Raw genomic sequence first — 25890 nt, 5'->3', positions numbered from 1 at the left:
CGTGAGCAAGGGTGCCCAGGGGAGGGCAGACGCGTAGCGGGGACGGGGTGGTGGAGGTGACGGTCGCGGGCGGTCAGCCCTTGACGGCTCCCATGGTCAGACCGGAGACCATGCGGCGCTGGACGAAGAGGAAGAAGATCATCACCGGTACGGTCAGCAGGGTCGAGGCGGCCATGATCGAGCCCCACTCGATGGACACCGCGCCGAAGTAGTACTGGAGCGAGATCGGCAGCGTGTAGGCACCGGTGTTGTTCTGGAGGAACGTGAACGCGACCAGGAACTCGTTCCAAGCGGTGATGAAGGCGAAGATGCTCGCGGCGGCCAGACCGGGCGCGACCAGCGGCATCAGGATGCGCCAGAAGATGGTCCAGCCGTTCGCGCCGTCGATGGCCGCGGCCTCCTCCAGTTCCCGGGGCACCGCCGACACGAAGTTGCGGATCATCAGGATGGTGATCGGCAGGGACACGGCGACGTAGATGACGAAGACGCCGCTCAGGTTGCCGACCAGTTCGATGTCCAGGGTCTTGCCCAGGTGGAAGAAGTTGATGAAGAGCGAGATGATCAGCGCCTCCACCGGGACCATCTGGATCACCAGCAGCATGATGATGAACGCCGAACGCAGCTTGAACCGGAACCGCGCCACGGCGATCGCCGCGAGCAGCGCCAGCAGGGCGCCGAAGGACACCGCGCCGACGGTGATGATGAGGCTGTTGGTGAGGAAGGACCAGAAGGACGTGCCGGGGATGAGTACGCCGGACAGGACCCGCTCGAAGTGCTCGAAGGTGATCTCGCGGGGGAAGAGGGTGGGCTCGCGCGTGAAGATCTCCCCGGTGGGCCGCAGCGCCGTGGCCAGCACCCAGTAGACGGGGAAGACCGCGAAGACGAAGACCACCAGGGCCGCGAGGTAGGCGCCGAGCCTGCCGAGGGCCTTGCGCAGACGGTACACGTTGTTCATCGGGCCTCCTCCTGGCGGATCATCGCGCGCAGGTAGTACGCGCTGATCACGAGCACCAGGACGGTCATGATCACGGCGATCGCCGACCCCATGCCGTAGTTGGGCGGGGTCGAGGCGAAGCCCAGTTGGTAGATGTAGGTCGGGATCAGGTGGATGTCCCGGTTGGTGAGGCCGCCCGCGAGGATGAACAGCTGGGTGAAGATGCGGAAGTCCCAGATCACCTGGAGGATGAGCAGCAGTGCGAAGAGCGGCCGGAGCATCGGGAAGGTGACGTTCCAAAAGCTCCGCCAGGCGGTCGCGCCGTCGATGCGCGCGGCCTCGTAGAGCTCGTTCGGGATGCTCTTGAGCCCGGCCAGCACGCTGATGGCGACGAACGGGAACGACTGCCACACCACGGTGATGATCAGGATCGGGAACAGCGTCTCGGGCGCGTTGAACCAGTTGTACTCGTTCCAGCCCGAGCCGACCAGCCAGTTCGGGAGGCTGTCCAGGATGGTGTTGACCAGCCCGTACCGGGTGTCGAACAGCCAGCGGTAGACGATCGCGGCGCTGATGACGGGGGTGGCCCACGCCAGCATCAGCCCGAGCCCCAGGGTGGTGGAGGCCCACTTCGGAAGCTTGTGCATGAGGATGCCGACGAGCGTTCCGAGGATCATCGTCAGGACCACCATGGAGAGGCAGACGACGATGGTGTTGCGGAAGATCGACCAGAAGCGGTCGTCGGTGAGCACGTAGAGGTAGTGCCCGAAGTTGTTCCAGTTGGCTTCCTGGCCCTGGAGCTGACGCAGACCGTAGTCGTGCAGCGAGATCCACACCATCTGGCCGATGGGCCAGAGGAGGACCACGGCCAGCACGGTCAGGGCGGGCAGGATCAGGAGGTAGGGAACGAACCTGAGGCGCGTGCGGTGCGACAGGCCCGACCTCCCCCGGGGCCGTCGGGCCTCGGGTTCCGTGGGGCGTTCCAGCGTTTGTGTCATGAGCCGTTCCTGGCGGGTTGAGCGGGGGCGGCCGCCTCTCGGGCGACCGCCCCTGGAGCGTGCGCGAGGTACACGCGGACGGGAGTTACTCGGCGACCTCGCGGTTGAGGGCCTCGGTGAGCTCCTCGTTCAGCTCGGGCAGGACGTCGTCGGCGTCCTCACCCTGGGCCAGACGCTGCACGGCGTTCTGGATGGTGGTCAGCTCCCACTGGACGTGGCCCCAGTTGGCGGTGTCCGGGAACAGGCGCAGGTCGCCGGTGGCCTGCGTGGCGGCACCGGCCAGGACCGGGTCCTCCTGGAACGCGTCGCTCTCCAGCACGTCACCGTAGGTCGGGAACATCGACGACACCTCGTTGTAGGGCATCGCGTTGTCCTTGCTGTTCAGGACGGTGATGTAGTCGAAGGCGGCCTCGGGGTGCTCGGAGGTGCCCCACACGGCGAGGTCGGAGCCGCCGCCGAAGGCGGGGGCCATGCCGTCGACACCGGGGATGGGCGCGGTGGCCCACTGGTCGGCGTACTCGTCGTTGAGGTCCTCCAGCTGGGCGCGGGCCCAGGGACCGTCGATGAACATCCCGACCTCGCGGTTCACGAAGTCGGCGTGGGCGCAGTCGACCTCGTTGAGGCCGACGCAGGCGCTCGGCGAGATGCCGTCGACCGTCAGGCCGGCGTAGAACTCCAGGGCCTCACGGGTCTCGGGGGAGTCGAGCTGGCCGACCCACTCGTCGCCCTCCTGGACGGCGAACTCGCCGTCGTTGGCCCACACGAAGCTGGCGACGCCGTTGAGGAAGTCGGTCGGCGCGGCGAAACCGGGGACGCCGTGCTCCTCCTCGATGGCCTCGGAGACCTCGACCAGATCGTCCCAGTTCTCCGGGGGCTCGTGGCCCAGGTCGCGGAGCCAGTCCGCGTTGTACCAGAGGGCGCGGACGCCGCTGTACCAGGGGATGCTGTACTGCGCGTCGCCGAAGGTGCCGTTGGCGTAGGCGCCTTCGAGGAGGTCGTCGGCGGCCTCCCAGTCACCGACGTAGGGCGACACGTCGTAGAGGGCCTGGGCGTCGGCCCAGGTGGGGACCTGGTCGTTGCCGATCTCGACGACGTCGGGTCCGCCGGAGACCATGGCGGTCTGGAACCGCTGGCTGAACTCGCCCCAGGGAATCCACTGGACGTCGACGTCGGTGTCCGGGTAGAGCTCCTGGTACTGCTCGGTCACCGAGTCCATGAAGGTGTTCTGCGCCTCGCTGGCGTCACCCATGCGCCACACGGTCAGGGTGTCGGGCGCGTCACCGGAGGAGCTGCCTCCGTCGTCGGAGCCGCCGCCGCAGGCGGCCGCGAGCAACACCACGGCCGAGGCCAGGGCGATCTTGGGGAACCTCATGTGAACGTATCTCCCTTCGCACGTCGCGCCGGGGCTCGGCGCCTGTGCTCGAAACGACCTGGGATCATGAACGGACCCGGGCGCCTCGACGTCTCTTATGGGGGTGTGCTGGGACAGCACTGGTTGTGACCGCCCCGCCGGCGCGGGTACCGGTGGTCCGAATACCACCTCGGACCTGCCGGGACGTGACCTCCTGTGAGGTTGTCAGCTAAATTAACAGGAAACTTTCCTAATAAAAACAGGGTGAGGTGTCACGGTTATGTCTCAACGTCCGGGGACTCCCCGGCTGCTGCGCCAGCTCAACGATCGCGCGGCACTGGAACTCCTCTTGTCCGGCGGTCCGCTCACCAGGACCCAGCTCGGCACGAGGACGGGCCTGTCCAAGGTGACGGCGTCCCAGCTCCTCTCACGTCTTGAGGAACGCGACCTCGTCCGGGTCGTCGGCAGCCAGGCCGGGGGCAGGGGGCCCAACGCCGCCCTCTACGCGGTGGTACCCGAGAGCGCCTACGTCGCCGCCCTCGACGTCAGCGCGGGCCGGGTCACCGCCACCATCGCCGACATCACCGGCCGGGTCATCAGCGAGGTCACCGTCGACCCCAGCGCCTCCGACGACCCCGTCGCCCTGGTGCACACCGCCGTGATGCGGCTGGCCGAGACCGCCGAGGTCCCGCTGGACAAGGTCCGCGCCTGCGTGATCGGCACCCCCGGCGTGGTCGACCCGCGCACCGGCGACATCCGGTTCTCCTTCGACCTCATGTCCTGGCACGAAGGGGTCCTGGAGGCCCTGCGCAGCGACCTCAAACGCTCGGTCGTGCTGGAGAACGACGTGAACCTGGCCGCCCTGGCCGAGTACTCCGAGGGCGCGGCCGAGGGCGTCGACGAGTTCGTGCTGATCTGGCTCAGCGCCGCCGGCGGCGTCGGCATGTCCACGATGATCGACGGCCGCATCCTTCGGGGCCGGTCCGGCGGCGCGGGCGAGATCGGCTACCTGCCCGTGCCCGGCGCTCCCATGCCGGTCGACGTGGGCCTGTCCGGCTCCTACGAGGCCCACCTCGCGGCGGGCGACCGGGAGCTGCCGCACGGCTTCCAGGCGCTGGTCAAGGCCAAGCAGGTGGTCCAGCTCGCCGCCGAGCACGGCATCCACGGCTCCGACGTCACCGAGGTCGTGGCCTCCGCCTCGGCCAGCGGCACCCCCGGGGGAGACGCCTTCCTCGACGCCTTCGCCGACCGCCTCGCCCGGGGCGTGGCGGCGGTCAGCGTCATCATCGACCCGGGTCTGGTGGTCCTGGGCGGCGACGTCGCCAAGGCGGGCGGCCCCAGGCTCGCCGAACGGGTGCAGGCCGCCACCGCCCGGATAGCCCCCAACGTCACCGAGGTGGCCCTGGGCTCCGTCGGCGGCAGCCCGGTGGTGCGCGGCGCCCTCCTGCACGCCCTCGAACGCGCCCGCGACGAGGTCTTCTCCTCCACGGTCTGACCCCCGCACCCGCCCTGCCCCGCCCTGCCCCACCCCGCCCCGCACACACCGAATCCGCGCCCCGGCACCCCCAAGCGCCGGGGCGCGCGGCCGGTGTCAGTCCGTGCCGGAGTCGGGGCCGAAGGAGTCGATGACCTCCTGGAAGTCGTCCTGGCGGGTGTCCCGGAGCTCCGCCGGGACGTTGAAGCTGATCCGGTAGGCGATGCCCCGGTCGCCGTCGCTGATCTCCCGGGTGAACATCCACCGCTCCGGGTGCTCGCGCTCCTCGTAGCGGTAGAGCACCTCGTAGACGGCGCTCTGGAGGCGTCCCTCCAGTTCCTCGGTCTCCAGCCTCTGCCGTCGGACGTCGCTAAAGTCGTCGTCCTCCTGGAGGAGTTCCTCCATACGCGTCATGGACCCCTCGGCGTCGCGCAGCAGGAAGTCGGACTGCGTGGCGACGACGGTCACGTTCGTGTCCGCGTCGCCGGTCTCCAGCTCGTACGAGGACAGCCGGGTGACCGAGTCGCCCCCGCCCTGGAGGTCGCCCTCACGCACGACCCAGTCCTGGGGCATGACGAGTTCGACCACACCGTCGCCGAGGCGCACGTACCCCTCGGGGGCGTCGTCGGTGAGGGTCTGGGGGAGTGGTTCCGGTGTGGCGGCGGGCTCCGAGGCTCCGGCGGTCGGTTCGGGGGACGGCGCCCGGGACCGGTCGTCCTCTCCGTCGTCGGAGGCCAGCAGCCCCGGAAGGGCGAGGCCGCCCGCGACCACCAGGGCGGCCAGGACGGCGGCGCCGATCCACAGCGGCGCGCGCGAGTGCCGGGTACGCGGCGCCTGGGGTGGACGGGGACGGTGGGGGAGCGGGGCCTCGGAGGACTCCGCGTGGTGCGGCGGGGGCGCGTCCAGCAGGGCCAGGGCCGGCTCGGGGAGCAGTCGCCGCCGGGGGTCGCGCACCAGCAGCCCGGACACCACGGCCGCCACCGGGCCCCGCGCCGGAACCGGGGGGACGGGCTGGGTGAGGACCGCCGTGAGGGTCGCGGTGAGCGAGTCCCGCTTGAACGGGGACTCCCCGGACAGGGCGGCGAACAGGGTCGCGCCCAGGCTCCACAGGTCCGAGACCGCCCCGTTCTCCTCGTCCTCCAGGCGCTCGGGGGCGGCGTAGGCGGCCGTGCCCAGGATGGCGCCCGTCCCGGTCAGCGCCGTGCCCCCGTGGTCGGGGAGGTTGGCGATCCCGAAGTCGGTCAGGACCGGCCGGGAGCCGCCCCCGCTCAGCATGATGTTGGCGGGTTTGACGTCGCGGTGGACCACCCCCGCCCGGTGGGCGGCCCACAGCGCCCCCAGCAGCGGGCGGGCGATCCGCTTCACCTCGTCCTCTCGCAGGGGGCCGCCGCGCCGCAGCCGCTCGCGCAGCGACTCGCCGTCCAACAGTTCCATGACGATGTACGGAACCCCGCCCTCCTCCAGGACGTCGTGCACGGTCACCACCGAGGGGTGGGAGACCCGAGCCGCCGCCTGGGCCTCACGCACCATCCGGGCCCGGGCGCGCTCGCGCTCCCGGGGAGGCATGTCGTGGGGGAGGTGCACCTCCTTGACCGCGACCTCACGGTCCAGGCCGGTGTCGTGGGCCCGCCACACGGTGCCCATCGCTCCGCTGCCGAGCTCCTCAAGGAACGTGTAGCGGCCGACCGTCCGGTGCTGGGCGGCGGGGCCGAGGCGCACGGTGGGGCCGGAGGGGTCGTCGGGGGCGTCAGGGGCGGCGGGGTTCATGCGCCCATTCTCGCAAACCGGAGAGCCGGGGCGATTCCCCCGCGCCCCCGACCCGGTCCGCGAGCCCTGTCAGCGGACGGGGCGCCACGGGTCAGCGGTGCGCGAGCCGCCGCACCATCGCGATCCGGACGCGTACGACGATCCCGGCCTCCTCCTCGACCCGCCACTGGTGCTCCAGCCCGGGGCCCCACGCCGCACGCGGCAACTCGGTGAAGCCCCGGCGCGCGTACCAGGGGCCGTTCCAGGGCAGGTCGCGGAAGGTCGTGAGGGTGACCCGGTCGTGCCCGTCCTCCGCCGCCCGGTCGCACACCGCGGCCAGGAGCGCGCCGCCGATCCCGCGCCGCCCGTGGTCGGGGTGGACGGCGAGCTGTTCGAGGTGGACGGCCCCGTCCAGGGTGGTCGTGGCGGCCAGGCCGCACACGCCCCGGTCGGTGACGGCCACCAGGACCCGCTCCACGTGGTCGAGCATCTCCCGGGGGTCGTCGGGCGGGAGCGCGAGCCCCGCCTCCGCGAAGAGCGTGTCCGCCGCGAGGGACACCTCCACCAGGGACGCGGTGTCGCCCGGTTCCATGGGGCGGATGAGGGGTGACAAGGCCACCTCCTGAGTCGGGTTCACGGTCCGGTGGTGATCCTCGCGCACCACCGGGCGGTCCGGCCAGTGGATTCCCGCCCGCCCCCGCCCGCCCTCGTTCACCGGCGCAGGCGCAGGCCCTTGGGGGTGACGTGGAACCCTGCCGCGACCAGGGCGGTGTCCACCGGGGTACCGAACACCTCCACGCCGTCCGCGCGCTCCACCGTCAACGACTCCACCGCTCCCGAGAGCACGAGCCCGGCCATCGCGCGGGCGGCCCGCTCCACCAGCTCCGGGGAGGAGCCGAAGGTCAGCACCGACCGGCCGCCCCGGCCCACGAACAGGGTGAGGTGGCCGCCGTCCAGCACCACCAGAGCGCCCGCCGCCCGGCCCGGCCGGTGGGCCCCCTCCGTACCCGGGACCCCCGAAGGCCAGGCCAGTACCGAGCCGAACGGGTTGGCGGGGTCCGTGGCCGCCAGCACCACGGGCGCCGTGCGGCCCCCGGGCCGTTCGTCCGAGAGCGCGCGCAGCCGGTCCACGGCCCCGGGCAGCGCGAACTGCGCTCCACCCAGGCCCTCCACGAAGTACCCCCGGCGGACCCGCCCGGCCTCCTCCATGGTGCGCAGCACCCGGTACTCGTCCGACGAGACGCCTCCACCCTGCTGCCCCTTGAGCAGCAGGCCGTCGCGCTCCAGCCGCGCCTCCACGCGCGCCAGCGTGCGCCGGGTCGGATCGGGTTCGGGCACCGGGGCCACCGACCAGCGCCCCGCCGCGGTGGGCGGCCCCGCACGGGTGGGTAGGACCGGGCGGCGCCGGGACCGGGAGGGGCTCCGGCGCGTGACCGGGCCCGCCTCCAGCACGGCGCGCAGCGGCGCCAGGGTGTCGTTGGTGACGCACCCCGCCCACACCAGCCGCCACACCGCCGCCACCAGGTCCGCGTCGGAGACCACCGCCCCGCCCAGGGCGCGGGCGACCCGGTCGGCGACGTCCCGGAGGAACAGCGCCCCGCCCTGCCTCAGCGCGTCCAGGACGGTGGCCTCCAGCGAACCCTCCTCCGGCGGGACCGGGTCCGGCAACAGCAGGGGAGCCTCGTCCGCCGGGGCCAGCACCAGCCAGCCGTCTCCGCCCGGCAAGGACCCCGCCCCCGCCCACACCACCTCACCGGCCTGGGTGAGCGCGTCCAGCCCCGACGGCGCGTAGCCCTCCACCCGGGCGGGCAGCACGGACGACTCCAACGACGAGGCCGCCAACGGGGTCCCGCGCAGCGACTCGACGGCCTCGAACACCGCGTCGGGTCCGCTGAGCCGGGCGTCGGGCACCGCCCGCTGCCACAGCGGGGCGAACCGTGCCAGGGCCGACGGCTCGACCGGCTCGACCTCCCTGCGCAGACGGGCGACCGAACCCCTCCGCAGACGCCGCAGCACGTCGTCGTCGCACCACTCGGTACCGCTGCCGCCGGGCCGGAACCCGCCGCGCGCCACCCGGCCGCGCCCCGACAGCTCGCGCAGCGCCCCCTCCACCACGTCCCGGTCCAGCCCGAGGCCCCGGGCCGCCTCCACGGCGGTGAACGGCCCGTGCGTGCGGGCGAACCGAGACACCAGGTCCACCACGGGCGCCGCCACCGGCTCCAGGAAGACCTCGGGCACCCCGGGCGGGGGCTCGGCCCCCAGGGCGTCGCGCAGCCGCGCCACGTCCTCCACCGCGCACCACCGCTCCGCCCCGGCCACCCGCATCCGCACCGCGCGGCCGGTCTCCTCCAGCTCGGCCAACCACCCCCGCTCGGCCCCCCGCTCCGCCGCCTCGGCGGTCGTCAGGGGTCCGACCTCCCGCAACAGGTCGGCGGCGCCCTCCAGGTCCCGCACCGGGGCGGCGGTCCGCTGCAACAGCGCCCCCGTGTGCTCCACCACCTCCGGGTCGAGCAGCTCCCGCAGGTCGGCACCGCCCAACAGGTCCGCCAACAGCGACGGGTCCAGGGTGAGGGCCTGCGCCCGCAGTTCGGCGGCGGGAGCGTCCCCCTCGTACAGGAACGCCGCCGTGTACTCCATCAGCAGGGACCGGGCGAACGGCGAGGCCGACCGGGTCTCCACCTCCACCACCCGCGTCCGCCGAGCCCGCACGTCGGTGAGCACTTCCACCAGCGAGGGCACGTCGAACACGTCCCGCAGGCACTCGCGCACCGTCTCCAACACGATCGGGAACGACCCGTACCGGCCCGCCACCGACAACAGGTGCTGGGCCCGCAACCGCTGCTGCCACAGCGGCATCCGACGGTCGGGGCGCTGACGGGGCAACAGCAGCGCCCGCGCCGCGCACTCGCGGAACCGCGACGCGAACAGCGCCGACCCGGTGAGCTCGTCCGTGACCACCGCCTCCACGGACTCCGGTTCCAACGACACCAGGTCGGCCAGCTCGCCCGCGCGCAGGTGCCCGCCCGACTCCACGTCCGGCAACCGCAGCACGATGCCGTCGTCACCGTGCACCACCTGGACGTCCGCCCCGAACCGTTCCCGCGCGCGCCCCGCGATCGCCAGTGCCCACGGGGCGTGCACCCGGGCGCCGAGCGGTGAGTGCACCACGGCCCGCCAGTCGCCCACCTGGTCGCGGAAGCGCTCGATCACCACCGTGCGGTCGTCGGGCACGCTCCCCGTCGCCTCGCGCTGGTCGGCCACGTACTCCACCAGGTTGTCGGCGGCCCAACCGTCCAACCCGGCCGCGGTGGCCAGCTCCCGGCCCCGTCGCGCGTCCAGACCGGCCAGCTCGCGCGTCATCGCGCCCACCGCCCGGCCCAGCTCGGCGGGGCGGCCGAGCGCGTCCGCCTTCCAGAACGGCATCCGGCCCGGCCTTCCCGGGGCGGGCGAGACCAGCACCCGGTCGGCGGTGATCGCCTCGATCCGCCACGAGGTCGACCCCAGTACGAACACGTCGCCCACCCGCGACTCGTACACCATCTCCTCGTCCAGCTCCCCCACACGGGTCGGGGCCCGGCTCGCCGACTCCGAGGCCAGGTGCACCCCGTACAGGCCCCGGTCCGGAATGGTGCCCCCGCTGATCACCGCCAGTCGCTGGGCGCCCGGCCGGGCCCGCAGCAGGCCGCCGTCGCGGTCCCACACCAGACGCGGACGCAGCTCGGCGAACTCGTCCGAGGGGTAGCGGCCCGACAGCATGTCCAGCACCGCCTCCAGGACCGCGTCGCCCAGCTCCGCGAAGGGGGCCGCGCGCCGCACCAGCGCGGCGAGGTCGTCCACCGCCCAGTCGTCCATCGCCACCATCGCCACGACCTGCTGCGACAGCACGTCCAGGGGGTCGCGCGGCATCTCCAGCCGCTCGATCCCGCCCGCGCGCATCCGCTCGGTCACCACCGTGGTCGCCAGCAGGTCTCCCCGGTACTGGGGCAGGAACACCCCGCGCGAGGTCTCGCCCACCTGGTGCCCCGCGCGGCCCACCCGTTGGAGGCCGCTGGCCACCGACGGGGGAGCGGCCACCTGCACCACGAGGTCCACCGCGCCCATGTCCACCCCGAGTTCGAGGCTGGAGGTGGCCACCACGCACCGCAGCCGTCCCTCCTTGAGGTCGTCCTCGATGAGCGCCCGCTCGGCCTTGGACACCGACCCGTGGTGGGCGCGGGCGATCACCGGCGCGCCGCCACGGCTCTGCCCCGACTGGCCGATCACCTGGGCGGCGACCTCCTCCGGATGGAACTCCTCGCCCAGGCGCTCGGCGTGCAGGTCGTTGAGCCGGGCGCACAGCTTCTCGGCCGTGCGGCGGCCGTTGGTGAACACGATGGTCGAGCGGTTCGCCTCGACCAGGTCCAGCACCCGCCGCTCCATGTGCGGCCACACCGAGCCCCGGCTCATCGCACCCCCCGAGCGCGGGTCCGGCGCCCCGCCCGCGGAGGCCTCGGGCGGGCTCCCCGGCTCGTCCAGGTCGGGCGCGGACGCCTCCACCCGCAGGTCCATGTGCGGGGTGTCGGGCGGGGCCACGATCACGGTGCCCGGGGCGCTCGCACCGTTCCCGCTCAGGTAGGCGGCCACGGTCTCGCGCGGGCGCACGGTGGCGGACAGGCCGATCCGCTGCGCCGGGCGGTCCAGCAGGACCGACAGGCGTTCCAGGCTCAGCGCGAGGTGGGCGCCGCGCTTGGTCCCGGCCAGGGCGTGCACCTCGTCCACGATGACCGTCTCCACGCCCGCCAGGCCCTCGCGGGCCCGGGAGGTCAGCACCAGGAAGAGGGACTCGGGCGTGGTGATGAGGACGTCGGGCGGGTGGGTGGCCATCCGGCGCCGCTCCTGGGCGGGGGTGTCCCCGGTGCGCACCCCCACGGTGACGGGGGAGAGGTCCTCGCCGCCCTCGGCGGCGGCCGCGGCGATTCCGGCCAGCGGCAGGCGGAGGTTGCGCTCCACGTCCACGGCCAGCGCCTTGAGCGGGGACACGTACAGGACCCGGCAGCGCCGCGCGCGGTCCTCGGGCACCGGGGCGTGGGTGAGCCGGTCCAGGGACCACAGGAAGGCCGACAGCGTCTTGCCCGAGCCGGTCGGCGCCACGACCAGCGTGTCCCGGCCGGAGGCGATCGTCCGCCAGGCCTCGGTCTGCGCGGCCGTGGGGCCGTGCGGGAAGGTCCGCGCGAACCACGACCGGGTCGCCGGTCCGAAGGGGGCCAGGGGGTCGGTCGCTCCGCTCATCGCACCAGTCTGCCCAAGGGTTCCGACAGAACGGCGCAGGACACCCGGGTCCGGGAGGAGCCGGAACCCGTCCTGTGGACACGTCCTCGCGGCCCCCTCCCGTCACTCATACTGGGGCCGATGAGACTCACTGTTTTCTGGCACAACATGCACGCCCAGTTCGGCGAGGCCTACGCGGACAGCCTGGCCAAGGACTACGTCATCGAGGCCCTCGGCTCCCGCACGGTCAACCAGGCGCTGGCCGACGGGACCGCGGCCAAGGAGGTGTGGCGGGCCGTGTGTGACGCGTTCGACCTTCCCGCCTCCGTTCGCTGACCCCGCGTTCCCCAAGTCCGCGTAAAAACCGGGCCGCCGGGCGTTCGCACCGGATTTCGAACATGAGTTCGGGTACTCTGGGCCTGCGGCGGACCGACGACGAGCGTCGCGATTGTCGTACCGACCGCGTAGCGTCATGCCCATCATGAAGAAAAAAGCATCAACCCAACAGGGGAATCCCGTGGCATCTGGAGACCGAGACAAGGCTCTCGAAACAGCGCTCGCGCAGATCGAGCGGCAGTTCGGCAAGGGCTCCGTCATGCGGCTGGGGGACGACGACCGTCCGCCCATCGAGGCGATCCCCACCGGCGCCATCGCGCTCGACGTCGCCCTGGGCATCGGCGGCCTGCCCAAGGGCCGGGTCGTCGAGGTCTACGGCCCGGAGTCCAGCGGTAAGACCACCGTCGCCCTGCACGCCGTGGCCAGCGCCCAGAAGATGGGCGGTATCGCCGCCTTCGTCGACGCCGAGCACGCGCTCGACCCCGAGTACGCGAAGAAGATCGGTGTCGACACCGACAACCTCCTGCTGTCCCAGCCGGACACCGGCGAGCAGGCGCTCGAGATCGTCGACATGCTCATCCGTTCCGGCGCCGTCTCCATCATCGTGATCGACTCCGTGGCGGCCCTGGTGCCCCGCGCCGAGATCGAGGGCGAGATGGGCGACAGCCACGTCGGCCTCCAGGCCCGGCTCATGTCCCAGGCGCTGCGCAAGATCGCCGGAGCCCTGCACTCCACCGGCACCACCGCGATCTTCATCAACCAGCTCCGCGAGAAGGTCGGCGTCATGTTCGGCTCGCCGGAGACCACCACCGGCGGCAAGGCGCTGAAGTTCTACGCCTCGGTCCGCCTGGACGTGCGCCGGATCGAGACGCTCAAGGACGGTACCGACGCGGTCGGCAACCGCACCCGCGTCAAGGTCGTCAAGAACAAGGTCGCGCCGCCCTTCAAGCAGGCGGAGTTCGACATCCTCTACGGTGTCGGCGTCTCCCGCGAGGGCAGCCTCATCGACCTGGGCGTGGAGCACGCCATCGTGCGCAAGTCCGGTGCCTGGTACACCTACGACGGCACCCAGCTCGGACAGGGCAAGGAGAACGCCCGCAACTTCCTGCGCGAGAACGTCGACGTGGCCAAGGAGATCGAGAAGAAGATCAAGGAGAAGCTGGGCATCCCCGGTTCGGGCGACGACAGCGCCTCCGGCCCCGCCGAGCCCAAGGCCGACCCGGTCAAGGCCGAGGAGCCCAAGGCCCCCGCCAAGCGCGCCGCGGCCAAGACCACCAAGGCCGCCGTTCCGGATGCGTGAGGGGCGCCGGTCACCTGACCGCGCCGGACCGGCCGAGACCGGCCTGGTGAACTCCGACGAGGGGTCCGCTCCGGAGGCACGCCCCGGAGCGGACCTGGAGAACAAGGCCAGGAACCTGGTTCTGCGGATGCTGACCCACTCACCGCGCACCCGCGCCCAGCTGGAGCGCTCCCTGCACCGCAGGGAGTACCCGGACGAGGTGGTCGAGCGGGTGCTCAACGGCCTCGACGAGGCCGGGCTCGTCGACGACGCCTCCTTCGCCCGCGCCTGGGTCGACTCCCGACAGCACGGCAGGGGCCTGTCCCGCCGCGCCCTGACCCAGGAGCTGCGCACCCGGGGGGTGGAGGAGGAGACCGTCCGCGCGGCGGTGGCCGAGGTCAGCGACGAGGACGAGCAGGAGGCCGCCCGCGCCCTGGCCCGCAAGAGCCTGCGGGGCAGCCGGGGCAGGGAGAGGGAGGCCCGGGTCCGGCGGGCCCTGGGCGTGCTGGCCCGCAAGGGGTACCCGGGCGGGCTGTCCTACCGGATCGTCCGCGAGGAGATGGACGTGGAGGGCCTGGAGGCCGACCCGGACCGTCCCGGCTTCTAGAGGCCCCGGGTCCCGGACCGGCGCACACCGGCGGCGACCGTCGCGCGGGGGTGCTAGCTTCCCCTTCTGTGACGGAGCACCAGGAACGGACCAGGGCGGCCTACGACGGGGTCGTCGAACTCTACGCGTCGGTGGTCGCCGGGCGACCGGAGACGCAGACCTTCACCCGGAGCATGATCGGCGCCTTCGCCGAGCTGGTGCGCGAGCGGGGCGACCCGCGCGTCGCCGACCTCGGATGCGGGCCCGGACACCTCACGGCCCTGCTGCGCGACCTGGGCCTGGACGCCTTCGGACTCGATCTCTCCCCGGGCATGGTGGCGCACGCGCGCGGAGCCCACCCGGAGCTGAGGTTCGAACAGGCCCGCATGGAGTCCCTTCCCCTCGGAGACGGGGCCCTCGGCGGGGTGCTCGCCCACTACTCGATGATCCACACCCCGCCCGGAGAGGTCCCCGCCCTCCTCACCGAGCAGGCCCGTGTCCTGGCACCGGGCGGTCTCCTGCTGGCCTCGTTCTTCGCCACCGACGGGCCGGAACCGGTCCGCTTCGATCACCGCGTGGCGCCCGCCCACAGCTGGCCGGTGGACCGGTTCGCCGGGCTGCTGGCCGACGCCGGGTTCACCGAGTTCGCCCGGCTGGTGCACGATCCGGCCTCCGAACGGGGATTCCTCGACGCCCACCTGCTGGCCCGCCGGGGGTAGCGCGGCGGTCGGCCCCGCCGCGCGTACCGCCCGGATCGGCGCACACACGCGACCGCCCCGGCACGACACCGTGTCCGTCCCGGCTCCCGGGCCGCGGACCGACCGCGGCGCTCCCCCCGCTACGGGGACTCCCGGACCTGCCTGACCACCGGTTCGCCGGTCCCGGCGCTCACCCCGGCCTCCGGGGTCACCTCGGGCAGTTGCTCCACGACGGGGAGGTCGTCCTCCGGCTCGGCTTCCACGGCGCGGGGCGCGGGCGGGTCGGTGGTGAGTTCCAGTTCGGGGGCGTCCGAGGAGAACCCGAACACTCCCGCGTAGAAGGCCAGCTCCGCCTCCAACGAGCGCACCCGTGCCTCCTGGGAGCGGAAGCCGTGGGCCTCGCCCTCGAACTCCAGCAGCGCGTGGGGCACCCGCCGCCGACCGAGCCCCGTGGCCATGCGGGTCGCCTGGTCCGGGGTGACCACCTTGTCGTCCAGGCCCTGGAACAGCAGCACGGGGACGTCGATCTCGCCGATCCGGTTGATCGGCGACCGCTCCCGGTAGGTCTCCACGAAGCCGGGCAGGGTGCCGACCAGGGTGTCCGGGAAACGTGACTCGAAGTCGTGGGTGGTCTTGACCAGCCCCAGCAGATCCGCGACACCGAAGTACGACACCCCGCAGGCGAAGGTGTCCCCCGTCAGCGCGAGCAGGGCGGTGAGCCCGCCCGCGCTCGGCCCCCGGATGGCCAGGCGCTCGGGGTCGGCCAGCCCCCGTTCCACCAGGGCCCGGGCCGCGGCCGTGCAGTCCTCGACGTCCACGGCGCCCCACTGCTTGTGCAGGCGCTTGCGGTAGGAGCGCCCGTACCCGGTGGAACCGCCGTAGTCCACGTCCACGACGCCGATCCCCCGGCTGGTGAAGTAGGCCTTCACCAGGTCGAGGGTGCGCGAGGCCTGCCCCACCGGGCCGCCGTGCGCCCACACCACGTAGGGGGCGGGCCCCTCCGACGTCATCTCGGGGTGGGTGGGCGGGTACACGTTGGCGTGCACCGTGGCGCCGTAGCGGCCGCTCAGCGTCTCCTTGCGGGGCACCGGCAGATAGGCGGGGTCCACCTGCGCCTCGGCACCGCGCACCAGCACCTCGACGGAGCGGCGCCCGGGGTCCAGGCGTACCAGGCACTCGGCGGTGTCCGCCGAACCCGCGATGGCCACCACGCTCGTCCCGTCCGAGTCCAGGTGCGACCACGCGGTCAGTTCCGTGGGGACCGGCTCCAGTTCCAGGGTGTCGGGGTCGTACACGCTCGGCCGCAGCGCGGTGTCGCCGTGCAGGGTCACGATCCGACCGTCGTCCAGCAGGCGGAAGCAGCGGTCGCCCAGCCGCCACGGCGCGGAGTGGAACTCCTCCTCCGCCGGGTACAGGGCGATGGCCTGCCCCGTCAGCCCCGCCTGGTAGAGGTTCCAGAACCCGGGCCAGTCCGAGGCCAGGTACAGCGTGGAGTCGTCCGACCAGACTGGGGCGAGCACCGACTCGTCGACCCCGCCCTTGAGCGTGTACTCGCCGGTCAGCCCGTGTTCGGTGAGCTCGCCCACCCGCAGCTCGGTGCCGTCCCACGGCATCCTCGGGTGGTTCCAGCGCACGTACGCCAGGTGGCGGCCGTCCGGTGAGACCGTGGGGGAGGCGTAGAAGTGCGCGCCGGAGACGAGTTCGCGGACGGCGGAGGGGTCGTGGGCGCCCCGGCCCGACAGCGGCACCGTCACCACCGCACGGCGCACGGAGCCGTCGACGTGCTGCTCGCGCACGCACAGCAGTTGCTTGCCGTCGGGGAGCAGGGCCGGGTCGGCGTAGCGCAGCGCCCCGGGCGCGTCGGGCTCGGGGGTGAGGGGCACGGGCTCACGGGCCCCGCGTTCGAGGAGGTAGAGGCGCTGGTCCTCGGCGTTGGCGAAGACCGCGCCCACACGGGCGATGGCCTTGTCGTCGCGGCGCGGAACCGGGAGGTGGGAGCGGCCGCCGTACTCGTGCACCCTCGTCCCCACGCTCCAGGGGGCGGGCAGCAGGTCGCGGACGGTACCGTCCGCGTCACGGCGCACGAGTGCCGTGCGACCCCCCTCGGCTGGTCGGTACTCCTCCCACCAGACCTCCTCGCCGAGTACGGAGGGGTACGCCATCTGGCGCACTCCTCGGGCGACGTCACCGGCACCGATGGGTGATGGCCAGGAGCCGTGGCGGCTCGACAGTTCAGACATGTCCCGCTCAGGATGGGTCGTGGGTGTGATCAGATGACATGTCGACCTTAGTGCTCCGTGGCCTTCGTGTGCAGTCCCGAAGGACCCGCCTGTGGACGAACCGGACGCCGCCGTGTGCCTTCCGCGCCGGGCGGTGCGGTGGACGGGCCGGTGCCCTCCGGTACGGGGGGCGGAGCGCGGCCCCGGGACCGGTCGGGCCCACGGCAACGGCCCCGGGGAGCGCACTCGGGGTGCGTCCACGGGGCCGTCGCGGGGTGTGTCCCGGGGGCGGGGTTAGGAGACCGATCCCCCGTCGCCGCCGGAACCGGAGTCGCCGCCGGAGCCGGAGCCGGAGCTTCCGCCGGAACCGGAGCCTCCACCGGAACCGGAGTCACCGGTGGAACCGGAACCCCCGTCGGTGGACTCGGGGCCGGACACGGGCTCGTCGCGCCCGGTGTCCTCGTCGGTCCCGGTGTCCACGGGGACGACCACCGTCGGCGCGGCACCGGTGGGGGCCGCCACGCCACCGGGTCCGGTGACGTCGGTGGGCGCCCCGCCCGCCGCGGTGGCCTTCGCGGAGGGCCTGCCCCGTTGGGCGTTGCGGCGCTCCAGCCAGATCGCGAACCGGCTCAGCGACAGGTTGATGACGATGTAGATGACCGCGCAGATGATGGCCGCGGGGATCACGTTGCTCTCGCGCGTGGCGACCAGCGTGAAGCTGCGCAGCAGCTCCGGGAACGCGATGATGTACCCCAGGGCGGAGTCCTTGAGCAGGACCACCAGCTGCGCCACGATCGCGGGCATCATCGAGGTGATCGCCTGGGGGATCAGGATCGTCCACATCGTCTGGGTCTTGCTCATGCCGATGGACTGCGCGGCCTCGGCCTGGCCCCTGGGCACCGCGAGGATGCCCGCCCGGAACACCTCGGCCAGCACCGAACCGTTGTACAGGGTCAGGCCGGTGACCACCGCGACCAGCGCGGTCACCTGGAACGTGCCGGTCGGGATGTCGAAGAGCTGCCAGGCGACGATGGGCAGCGCCATCGTGAAGAAGATCAGCATCAGCAGCGGGATGCCGCGGAAGAACTCCACGACGACCCCGGCCGGGACCCGAATCCACCAGTGGTCGGACAGGCGCCCGATACCGAAGACCAGACCGAAGAGCACCGCCAGCACCGAGGCGGTCAGTGCCGCCGTCAGGGTGTTCTGGAGACCGGGGATGATGTAGCCGGTCCACGTGTCCGGACGCAGGAACGGTTCCCACTTGTCCGCGGCCCACTGCCCCGACGGGTTGACCGCCCAGGTCTGCGCCGAGAACAGCGGCGCCTCGCGATCACTGAGGGTCCGGTTGAACCCCAGGTACAGCACGGCCAGCCCGACCAGCCCGAGGACGACCGTGAAGACCGTGTAGACGGCGTTGCGTGCCCGGGCCTTGGGCCCCGGGGTGTCGAAGAGTACGGCCTGCGCGCTCATCGGACCACCGCCACGCGCTTGGCGAGCCAGCCGAAGAAGTAACCCATCGGCAGGGTCAGGATCAGGAACCCGATCGCGAACCCGACGAAGGTCGGCAGGACCGGGGCGATGCCCTGGTCGAACATGAGCTTCATCTCCCGGGACGCCTCCTGGACGCCCAGCCCCGCGACGGAGGCGACGGTGGTGTTCTTGGTCAGCGCGATGAGCACGCTGCCGAGCGGGCCGACGACGGTGCGCAGCGCCTGCGGGATGACGATCAGGCGCAGGTTCTGGGTGAAGGTCAGGCCCAGGGATCGGGCCGCCTCGACCTGGCCCAGGGGGATCGTGTTGATACCGGCGCGCAGCGACTCGGACACGAAGCACGCGGTGTAGGCGGACAGGCCGATCACCGCCCACCAGAAGACGTCCATGGCCACGCTGTCGGCCAGGCTCAGGCCCAGGGCGCTGTTCAGGCCCAGGCCGCAGAAGAGCAGCACCAGGGTCAGGGGGGAGTTACGGATGCCCTCGACGTAGGCGGTGGACAGGCCGCGCAGCAGCGGGACGGGGGAGACCCGCATCGCGGTGAGCAGCACACCGAGGACGAAGGAGAAGATGGCGCTGAGCAGGGTGAGCCGGACGGTCCATGAGAAACCGTCGACGACCCTGTCGATGTTGCTGAGAAAGGCTTCCATAGGTCCCAGCCGGTCAAGGCCCGGAAGGTGGGGCCGGGCGGTCCCGACCCCACCTTCCGAACACGGTCAGTTGACGGTTTTAGGCGCAGGTCTCGAGCTCGGGGACGGACTCCTCGTAGGCGAAGTCGGTCGCGCCGAAGGCGTCTTCGAGGTAGTCGGTGGCGGCGCCTTCCTCCCACATCTTGGTGATGGCCGCGTTGATGTCCTCACAGCGCTCGGTGGAGCCCTGCGGCAGGCCGACGCCGTACTTCTCCTCGCCGAACGGGTTGTTCACCATCCGGAAGTTGTCCGGGTTCTGGGCGGCGAAGCCCGCGAGGATGGTGTTGTCGGTGGTGACGGCGTCGACGGTGCCGTTGCTGAGCAGCTCGAGGCACTCGGAGTAGTTGCCGGCCTCGCGCAGCTCGGCGTCGATCTCCATCTCCTCGGTGATGTTGTGCGCGGAGCGGGAGCCGGAGGCCGAGCAGAGCACCTTGCCGTCGAGGTCCTCGGGGCCGTTGATGTCGCTGTTGTCGGCCTGGGTCAGGATGTCCTGCTGGGCGACGTAGTACGGGCCGCCGAAGTCGACGACGTTGCGGCGCTCGTCGGTGATCGAGTAGGTCGCCAGGATCATGTCGACCGTGCCCTGCTGGAGGAACGACTCACGGTTGGCGGAGGCGGCCTCGGTCCACTCGATCTGGTCGGGGGAGTAGCCGAGCTCGCCCGCGATGTAGGTGGCGACGTCGACGTCGAAGCCGGCGGGGGTGCCGCCCTCGCTCAGGCCCAGGCCCGGCTGGTCGTACTTGACGCCGATGGTGATGGTGTCGCCGTTGCCGGAACCGCCGTCACCGCCGCCACCGTCACCCTCGCCACCGACATCGGCGGTGCCGCAGGCGGACAGGGCGAGGGCCAGGACGGCGGCGCCGCCCAGGATGGAGTTGAATCGACGTGCTCGCATGTGGGGTACCTCTTCTTCTTTGTGCGCGTGCGAAGAACGCGAAGATCTGGGGAGCGCGGTCGGGTCCGGGACCTAGTGGGTCAGGATCTTCGACAGGAAGTCCTGCGCCCGCTCCGACCGGGGATTGGTGAAGAACTCGTCGGGGGTGTTCTCCTCGACGATCTGGCCGTCGGCCATGAAGACGACCCGGTTCGCGGCGCGACGGGCGAAGCCCATCTCGTGCGTGACCACGACCATGGTCATGCCCTCGCTGGCGAGGTCGGTCATGACGTCGAGGACCTCCTGGACCATCTCGGGGTCCAGGGCGGAGGTCGGCTCGTCGAAGAGGATCACCTTCGGGTTCATCGCCAGGGCTCGGGCGATGGCCACGCGCTGCTGCTGGCCGCCGGAGAGCTGGGCGGGGTACTTGTGCGCCTGGTTGCCGATCCGGACCCGGTCCAGGAGCTCCATGGCCCGCTCGTTGGCCTGGCTCTTCGACTGACGGAGGACCTTCATGGGGCCCAGCGTCACGTTCTGGAGCACGGTCTTGTGCGCGAACAGGTTGAAGGACTGGAACACCATGCCGACGTCGCTGCGCAGCTTGGCCAGGCCGCGGCCCTCGGCGGGCAGCGGCTGTCCGTCCAGGGAGATGACGCCGGTGTCGATCGTCTCCAGCCGGTTCATGGTGCGGCAGAGCGTCGACTTGCCGGACCCGGACGGGCCGATGACGACTACCACCTCGCCGGAGTTAACCGTCAGATCGATGTCGCGGAGCACGTGCAGGTCGCCGAAGTGCTTGTTGACGTTCTCCAGCACGACGAGAGGAGTTGAAGTCATGCATCGGAACCTAATGGGTCGGAGTTGCCGTGTCATCACGAAAACGCTTCTCAGGGGAGGAGTGGCCGACTTGTTACGGCGTGATCGGCAAAACCGTTATGAATGGCGCGGACGTAGGATGAATGACGTTGCAGGGAGTGGCGGAGTCGTTCTCCAGAGTTCCCGGCGAAGGTCGTCTTCCGTGCTCCCGCCGGGGGCGGATTACCCGTGCGGGGCCGTGTATGCGCAGGTAGGGGGAGTGTGGGTGGTGCGGAGTGTCCGACGTCCGAACGGAATCGTGATACGGAACGTCTTATTTTCGGAAACCGACTCTCCGTCACCGCGGCCCTCGTGGAGACGTGGCCGCCGCGCGGATCTGACTGTGAAACCTCTCCCCCTGAAATGAGCCGCTTCGCTGTCCAAAACACGCTCCAGGCGACCGAATCGGCTCTCGCGCCGGTGCCGGTGCCCGGTGGGGGCACACCGTGCCCGCCGCCCGCCCCGGGAACACGTTCCCCCGCGCGACGCGTGGGCCCGCCGGGGCGTCCTGGGCGAGGCCCCGAAGCGGATAGCCTGGACCGGTGAGCCAGAGTCGTACCTACCAAGTGCGGACCTACGGCTGCCAGATGAACGTCCACGACTCCGAGCGCCTCTCCGGTCTGCTGGAGGACGCTGGGTACGCTCGCGCAGCTGAGGACACCACCGCAGACATCGTCGTCTTCAACACCTGTGCGGTCCGTGAGAACGCGGACAACCGCCTCTACGGCAATCTGGGACACCTGCGGCCGGTCAAGGACGCCAACCCGGGGATGCAGATCGCCGTGGGCGGCTGCCTCGCCCAGAAGGACCGCGGCGAGATCGTGCGCCGGGCCCCCTGGGTGGACGTCGTGTTCGGCACCCACAACATCGGTTCCCTGCCGACCCTGCTGGAGCGCGCCCGCGTCGGGCGAGAGGCCCAGGTCGAGATCGCCGAAGCGCTGGAGCACTTCCCCTCCACGCTGCCCAGCCGCCGCGAGTCCGCCTACGCCGCGTGGGTGTCGATCTCGGTCGGCTGCAACAACACCTGCACCTTCTGCATCGTGCCCGCGCTGCGCGGCAAGGAGAAGGACCGGCGCCCGGGCGACGTGCTCGCCGAGGTGCGCGCCCTGGTCGACGAGGGCGTCACCGAGGTGACCCTGCTCGGGCAGAACGTGAACGCCTACGGCAGCGAGTTCGGCGACCGCCAGGCCTTCTCCAAGCTGCTGCGCGCCTGCGGTGAGATCGAGGGCCTGGAGCGGGTCCGCTTCACGTCCCCGCACCCGCGCGACTTCACCGACGACGTCATCGAGGCCATGGCCCAGACGCCGAACGTGATGCCCCAGCTGCACATGCCCCTGCAGTCCGGGTCCAGCAAGGTGCTCAAGGACATGCGGCGCTCCTACCGCCAGGAGCGCTTCCTCGGCATCGTGGAGAAGGTGCGCGCGGCGATGCCCCGCGCCGCCATCACCACGGACATCATCGTGGGCTTCCCCGGTGAGACGGAGGAGGACTTCGAGCAGACCCTGCACGTGGTCCGCGAGTCCCGGTTCGCCATGGCCTACACCTTCCAGTACTCCAAGCGCCCCGGCACCCCGGCCGCCACCATGGACGGCCAGATCCCGCCGGAGGTCGTCAAGGAGCGCTACCAGCGGCTGGTGGAGCTCCAGGACCAGATCTCCTGGGAGGAGAACCAGGCACTGGTCGGCCGCGAGGTCGAACTGATGGTCTCCGAGGGCGAGGGCAAGAAGGACGGCGAGCACCGCCGCCTGTCCGGCCGCGCCCCCGACAACCGCCTGGTGCACTTCGCCGTGGGCGACTCCGAGGAGCCGCGGCCGGGTGACATGGTCACCGTCGAGGTCACCTACGCCGCCCCGCACCACCTGGTCGCCGACTCCGGGATCAGGCGCCTGCGCCGCACCCGCGCGGGCGACGCCTGGGACGCCCGCCAGGGCCGACCGGTCCAGGTCACCAAGCCCGACGTCCTGCTGGGCATGCCCCGGATCGGTGTCCCCCCGGAGCAGCCTGCCCCCGAGGGCGGGTGCTGCGACGCCTGACCGCCGCACCCCGAACGGGCCGCGAGGCCCCCGGCGCGCCCGCGCCGGGGGCCTCGCGCCGTCCGGAACCGGTGGGGGTTCACGACCCGGCGCCCCCGAGCCGTACCGGAAGCTCCCTCAGGCGCAGTGTTCCCGGGACGGTGTCGCGCACGGGCGGGCGGCCGGGCACCAGTGAGAGTTCCGGGTAGGCCGCGAACAGGGCTCCCACGGCGACCTCCCCCTCCTGACGCGCCAGCGCGGCGCCCAGGCAGTAGTGCGCGCCGTGCCCGAAGGCCACGTGGGCCTCACCGGGCCTGCCCCGGTGCCGGGTGACGTCGAACCGGTACGGATCGGCGTGTACGGCCGGGTCGTGGTTGGCTCCCGCCACGATCGCCACGGCCCGTTCCCCCGCGGCCACCGTTCCCCGGGTGAGCCGGACCTCCTCGGCGGCGTACCGGGCCTTGGCCGTGACGGCGGTGCCCCCGACACGGAGCATCTCGTGGACGGCGTCGGGCAGGAGCGCGGGGTCGGAGCGGAGCAGGGCGAGTTGGTCCGGGTGTTCCAGGAGTACGCGCGTGCCGTTGCCCAACAGGTGCGCGGTGGTCTCGTGCCCGGCGATGACCAGGGTGAACACCAGCGTGACCAGTTCGCTCTGGGAGAGGCGGCCACCGCCCTCGTCCCGTGCGCGCACGAGCGCGTCGAGCAGGTCCTCTCGCGGGTGGTCGCGGCGCTCGTCGATCATCGCCTCGACGTGCTCGATCATCGCACCGAGGACCCGGTTCATCTCCTCCGGTCGGGCGGGGTCGAACCGGGCGAGCTGGTGGCTCCAGGCCTGCCACTGGGCGCGCTCGGCCACCGGGACGCCCACCAGGTCGCAGATGACCGTGATGGGCAGCGGGTAGGCGAAGTGCTCGATCAGGTCGACCACGCCGTCGTCGTCCGCGTGTCCGGGCAGGGCCGACAGCAGGTCGGCGGTGATCCGCTCCACTGCCGGCCGCATCGCGTTGACGCGCCGCACGGTGAAGGTGCGGGAGACGAGTTTGCGCAGGCGCGCGTGGTCGGAGCCGTCCTTGTCCAGCAGGGACTCGGTCAGGTAGGTGATGAGGTCGGGGCGCAGGCCCAGGTGGGCCATGGCGTCGGAGCGCCGGACACCGGTGGGGCCCCCGGGCACGTGGTCCGGGTCGACCACGAACCGGCGGTCGCCGAGGATGGTGCGCACGTCGGCGTCGTCGACGAAGGCCCGGGCGGGCTGGCCGTCGAGGAAGACGACGGGGGCGGAGCCGCCCGCCGCGCGGATGCGCTCGACGACCTCCAGCGGACGGGAGGCGAACTCCTCCGAGCGCATGTTGACCGGCTCGGGTTCGTACTGGTCCGTGCGGGGTGTGACGGTGTGCATGTGCCCCTCCTGGGGTCTACGTGCTGCGCTTGACGCTCTTCTGTTCCTCGATCTCGCCGGTCAGGAGCTGGTCGAGAGCGGCGAAGAGGGCGATAGTTCCCGTCTGCACGGCCCGCATCGCGGGTTCGGGCACGTCCTGTTCCAGGAGCAGACGGATGCTGCGCGCGGCCAGGTCGGCCCGGGCAGCGCGGTCGGGGACGGGGAAGCCCTGCTGGGCGAGCAGGGGTTCGGTGAGCAGGTGCCCGACGATGGTCGAGCAGTAGGCGTAGAAGCGCTGGTCGGCGGGGATCTGCGGACCCAGGACACCGTGTTCGTCCAACAGGGCCCAGTAGTCGCCCAGGACGCTCTGCCGGGCCTCCGAGAGGTCCTTGGCCAGGTGGGGATAGGTGCGGGAGAAGGCGCCGAGCTCCTCGCCGCCGTTGCCGTAGAGGGTCCGGACGACGGGGGTGTCGAACTGGAGGAGGTAGACGTGGCGGGCGACCTCGCTGGGGCGGGCGGCTTCGGGGTCCGCGCGCATGATGTCCAGGAGCCGTTCGACGATGGTGTGCTGGGCGCGCATCACCACCGTGAGGAACAGGCGTTCCTTGGTGGGGAAGTGCAGGTAGACGGTGCCCTTGCCGATCCCGGCCCGTCGCGCGACGTCGTCGATGGTGGTCTTGCGGTGGCCCCAGGCCACCATGAGCTCCTCGGCGGCGTCGAGGATGCGGTCGGCCCGCAGCTCACGTTCGGAGGCGGGCCGGGCCTGGGCCCTGCTGTCGGCGGACGGGGACACGTGCGGCTCCTTCGATGCGGTGGTCGCCGGTGGGGCGGCCACCAGCGTCGACGCGACGACCATATCCAGCCCTCCCTTCCCCGACCGCATCGAAATGACCGTGTGACTGGATTTCAAATCTGGTCACACAGTCAAATCTAGGCCAGGGAGGGCTCGGGGACAAGCCCTTCGGGGGCCGGAACGGGTCGCGGCGCGGTGGAGGGGTACCGACCGGGAGGGAGAGGGGGCGGTAGCCTCGCCCTTGTGTTGATCGCCGCCGCAGTGTGCCCGCACCCGCCCGTGCTGTTCCCGGAGATCGCCCAGGGAGCCGCACCGGACCTGGACGGACTCAGGGCCGCCTGCGACCGCGCCGTCGCCCGGCTCGGCGACGCCCGCGCCGAACGCCTCGTGGTCGTGGGCCGGGGGCCCGCCGAACGCCGCTTCGGTCCGGACGCCGGGGGCGACCTCGCTGACTTCGGCCTCGCCCTGGGGGTCGGACCGGCCCCCGCCGTCCTCGACGTGGCGGCCACGACCGGGCGCTGGCTGGCCGAACGGGTCGGGCTCACCCCCGACGGCTACCTGGAGGTCCCCGCCGACACCGCTCCCGAGCGCGCCGCCGTGCTCGGCGCCGAGATCGCCGGGTCGGCGGAGCGGGTCGCGCTCCTGGTCACGGGCGACGGCAGCGCCCGCCGAACCGAGCACTCACCCGGACGCGTGGACGACCGCGCCGTCCCCCACGACGACGCGGTCGCCGAGGCGCTGGCCGCGGCCGACCACGCCCGGCTGGCCGCACTCGACCCCGTGCTGGCCGGCGACCTCATGGTGGCGGGCCGCGCCGCCTGGCAGGTCCTGGCCGGGGCCGCCGCGGGGTCCTCCCTCACCGGCGAGCTGCTCGCCTACGAGGCCCCCTACGGCGTCGGGTACTTCGTGGCAGCCTGGACCTGAACCGCC

At 72.0% G+C, this 25890-nt stretch carries 20 protein-coding genes; 7 read left to right on the top strand and 13 right to left on the bottom strand.

Translation table 11 applies throughout. From position 1 onward, the window contains the following. Nucleotides 1-73: 73 nt before the first annotated feature. The 3 genes from ACFYL4_RS01690 to ACFYL4_RS01680 form a co-directional block, all read right to left on the bottom strand. Complete coding sequence (locus tag ACFYL4_RS01690; protein WP_357759024.1) at nucleotides 74-955, bottom strand: carbohydrate ABC transporter permease; 882 nt, start codon at nucleotides 953-955, stop codon at nucleotides 74-76. After that, a complete protein-coding gene (locus ACFYL4_RS01685; RefSeq protein ID WP_387515617.1) occupies nucleotides 952-1932 on the bottom strand; it encodes a carbohydrate ABC transporter permease in 981 nt (326 codons plus the stop codon). Before ACFYL4_RS01685 ends, ACFYL4_RS01690 begins: the two co-directional genes overlap by 4 nt. An 85-nt stretch (nucleotides 1933-2017) precedes the next feature. Beyond that, nucleotides 2018-3304 (bottom strand): extracellular solute-binding protein, encoded by a 1287-nt coding sequence (locus tag ACFYL4_RS01680; RefSeq protein ID WP_357759030.1) that lies wholly within the window; start codon nucleotides 3302-3304, stop codon nucleotides 2018-2020. A gap of 259 nt (nucleotides 3305-3563) precedes the next feature. Between ACFYL4_RS01680 and ACFYL4_RS01675 the strand changes: the two genes are divergently transcribed. Then, nucleotides 3564-4778: an ROK family protein gene (locus tag ACFYL4_RS01675; RefSeq protein ID WP_387515615.1), complete on the top strand. Its 1215-nt coding sequence runs from the start codon at nucleotides 3564-3566 to the stop codon at nucleotides 4776-4778. Nucleotides 4779-4874: 96 nt separating this feature from the next. Here the strand turns inward: ACFYL4_RS01675 and ACFYL4_RS01670 are convergent, their stop codons facing one another. The 3 genes from ACFYL4_RS01670 to ACFYL4_RS01660 all read right to left on the bottom strand — a co-directional run bounded on the left by ACFYL4_RS01670 (nucleotide 4875) and on the right by ACFYL4_RS01660 (nucleotide 11771). Further along, nucleotides 4875-6524 (bottom strand): protein kinase, encoded by a 1650-nt coding sequence (locus ACFYL4_RS01670; RefSeq protein ID WP_357759036.1) that lies wholly within the window; start codon nucleotides 6522-6524, stop codon nucleotides 4875-4877. A 91-nt stretch (nucleotides 6525-6615) separates the two neighbouring features. After that, on the bottom strand, nucleotides 6616-7095 hold the full coding sequence (locus ACFYL4_RS01665; protein WP_357759143.1) for a GNAT family N-acetyltransferase: 480 nt from the start codon (nucleotides 7093-7095) through the stop codon (nucleotides 6616-6618). A 119-nt stretch (nucleotides 7096-7214) separates the two neighbouring features. Next, the gene (locus ACFYL4_RS01660; RefSeq protein WP_387515613.1) at nucleotides 7215-11771 is read right to left on the bottom strand and encodes an ATP-dependent helicase; all 4557 of its coding nucleotides are present in this window, start codon (nucleotides 11769-11771) and stop codon (nucleotides 7215-7217) included. A 120-nt stretch (nucleotides 11772-11891) separates the two neighbouring features. Here ACFYL4_RS01660 and ACFYL4_RS01655 point away from each other — a divergent pair, with 120 nt between their 5' ends. The 4 genes from ACFYL4_RS01655 (at nucleotide 11892) to ACFYL4_RS01640 (ending at nucleotide 14670) form a co-directional block, all read left to right on the top strand. Beyond that, a complete protein-coding gene (locus ACFYL4_RS01655; protein ID WP_357759042.1) occupies nucleotides 11892-12086 on the top strand; it encodes a DUF3046 domain-containing protein in 195 nt (64 codons plus the stop codon). A 181-nt stretch (nucleotides 12087-12267) separates the two neighbouring features. Beyond that, nucleotides 12268-13386: a recombinase RecA gene (recA, locus tag ACFYL4_RS01650; protein WP_387515610.1), complete on the top strand. Its 1119-nt coding sequence runs from the start codon at nucleotides 12268-12270 to the stop codon at nucleotides 13384-13386. Next, nucleotides 13379-13972: a regulatory protein RecX gene (locus tag ACFYL4_RS01645; protein ID WP_357759047.1), complete on the top strand. Its 594-nt coding sequence runs from the start codon at nucleotides 13379-13381 to the stop codon at nucleotides 13970-13972. The genes recA and ACFYL4_RS01645 overlap by 8 nt, the downstream gene beginning before the upstream one ends. A gap of 68 nt (nucleotides 13973-14040) precedes the next feature. Beyond that, entirely contained in the window at nucleotides 14041-14670 is a 630-nt protein-coding gene (locus tag ACFYL4_RS01640; protein ID WP_357759050.1) for a class I SAM-dependent methyltransferase, read from the top strand. 119 nt (nucleotides 14671-14789) lie between these two features. Here ACFYL4_RS01640 and ACFYL4_RS01635 read toward each other — a convergent pair whose 3' ends face one another. From ACFYL4_RS01635 to ACFYL4_RS01615, 5 genes are all read right to left on the bottom strand, one after another. After that, nucleotides 14790-16811, bottom strand: coding sequence for a S9 family peptidase (locus ACFYL4_RS01635; RefSeq protein ID WP_387515608.1), 2022 nt, complete (start codon nucleotides 16809-16811; stop codon nucleotides 14790-14792). Nucleotides 16812-17162: 351 nt separating this feature from the next. Then, nucleotides 17163-18341: an amino acid ABC transporter permease gene (locus ACFYL4_RS01630; protein ID WP_387515606.1), complete on the bottom strand. Its 1179-nt coding sequence runs from the start codon at nucleotides 18339-18341 to the stop codon at nucleotides 17163-17165. Beyond that, nucleotides 18338-19012 (bottom strand): amino acid ABC transporter permease, encoded by a 675-nt coding sequence (locus tag ACFYL4_RS01625; RefSeq protein WP_357759057.1) that lies wholly within the window; start codon nucleotides 19010-19012, stop codon nucleotides 18338-18340. Before ACFYL4_RS01625 ends, ACFYL4_RS01630 begins: the two co-directional genes overlap by 4 nt. 79 nt (nucleotides 19013-19091) lie before the next feature. Further along, complete coding sequence (locus ACFYL4_RS01620; RefSeq protein ID WP_357759060.1) at nucleotides 19092-19946, bottom strand: glutamate ABC transporter substrate-binding protein; 855 nt, start codon at nucleotides 19944-19946, stop codon at nucleotides 19092-19094. Between the two features lie 72 nt (nucleotides 19947-20018). After that, the gene (locus tag ACFYL4_RS01615) at nucleotides 20019-20762 is read right to left on the bottom strand and encodes an amino acid ABC transporter ATP-binding protein (RefSeq protein ID WP_357759063.1); all 744 of its coding nucleotides are present in this window, start codon (nucleotides 20760-20762) and stop codon (nucleotides 20019-20021) included. Nucleotides 20763-21346: 584 nt separating this feature from the next. Between ACFYL4_RS01615 and miaB the strand changes: the two genes are divergently transcribed. After that, a complete protein-coding gene (miaB, locus tag ACFYL4_RS01610) occupies nucleotides 21347-22813 on the top strand; it encodes a tRNA (N6-isopentenyl adenosine(37)-C2)-methylthiotransferase MiaB (RefSeq protein WP_357759146.1) in 1467 nt (488 codons plus the stop codon). A 79-nt stretch (nucleotides 22814-22892) separates the two neighbouring features. On the opposite strand, the gene ACFYL4_RS01605 is transcribed toward miaB, so the two are convergent. Together ACFYL4_RS01605 and ACFYL4_RS01600 are read right to left on the bottom strand one after the other, a co-directional pair. Continuing rightward, entirely contained in the window at nucleotides 22893-24188 is a 1296-nt protein-coding gene (locus ACFYL4_RS01605; RefSeq protein WP_387515603.1) for a cytochrome P450, read from the bottom strand. Between the two features lie 16 nt (nucleotides 24189-24204). Beyond that, nucleotides 24205-25023: a TetR/AcrR family transcriptional regulator gene (locus ACFYL4_RS01600; RefSeq protein ID WP_387515601.1), complete on the bottom strand. Its 819-nt coding sequence runs from the start codon at nucleotides 25021-25023 to the stop codon at nucleotides 24205-24207. A 180-nt stretch (nucleotides 25024-25203) separates the two neighbouring features. On the opposite strand from ACFYL4_RS01600, the gene ACFYL4_RS01595 reads away from it, so the two are divergent. Beyond that, on the top strand, nucleotides 25204-25884 hold the full coding sequence (locus ACFYL4_RS01595; RefSeq protein ID WP_387515599.1) for a hypothetical protein: 681 nt from the start codon (nucleotides 25204-25206) through the stop codon (nucleotides 25882-25884). Nucleotides 25885-25890: the final 6 nt, after the last annotated feature.

Source organism: Nocardiopsis sp. NPDC006938 (assembly GCF_042869555.1).
Lineage (GTDB): Bacteria > Actinomycetota > Actinomycetes > Streptosporangiales > Streptosporangiaceae > Nocardiopsis.
The sequence above is the reverse complement of the archived record's forward strand: the minus strand, read 5'-3'. Positions and strand labels throughout refer to the sequence as shown.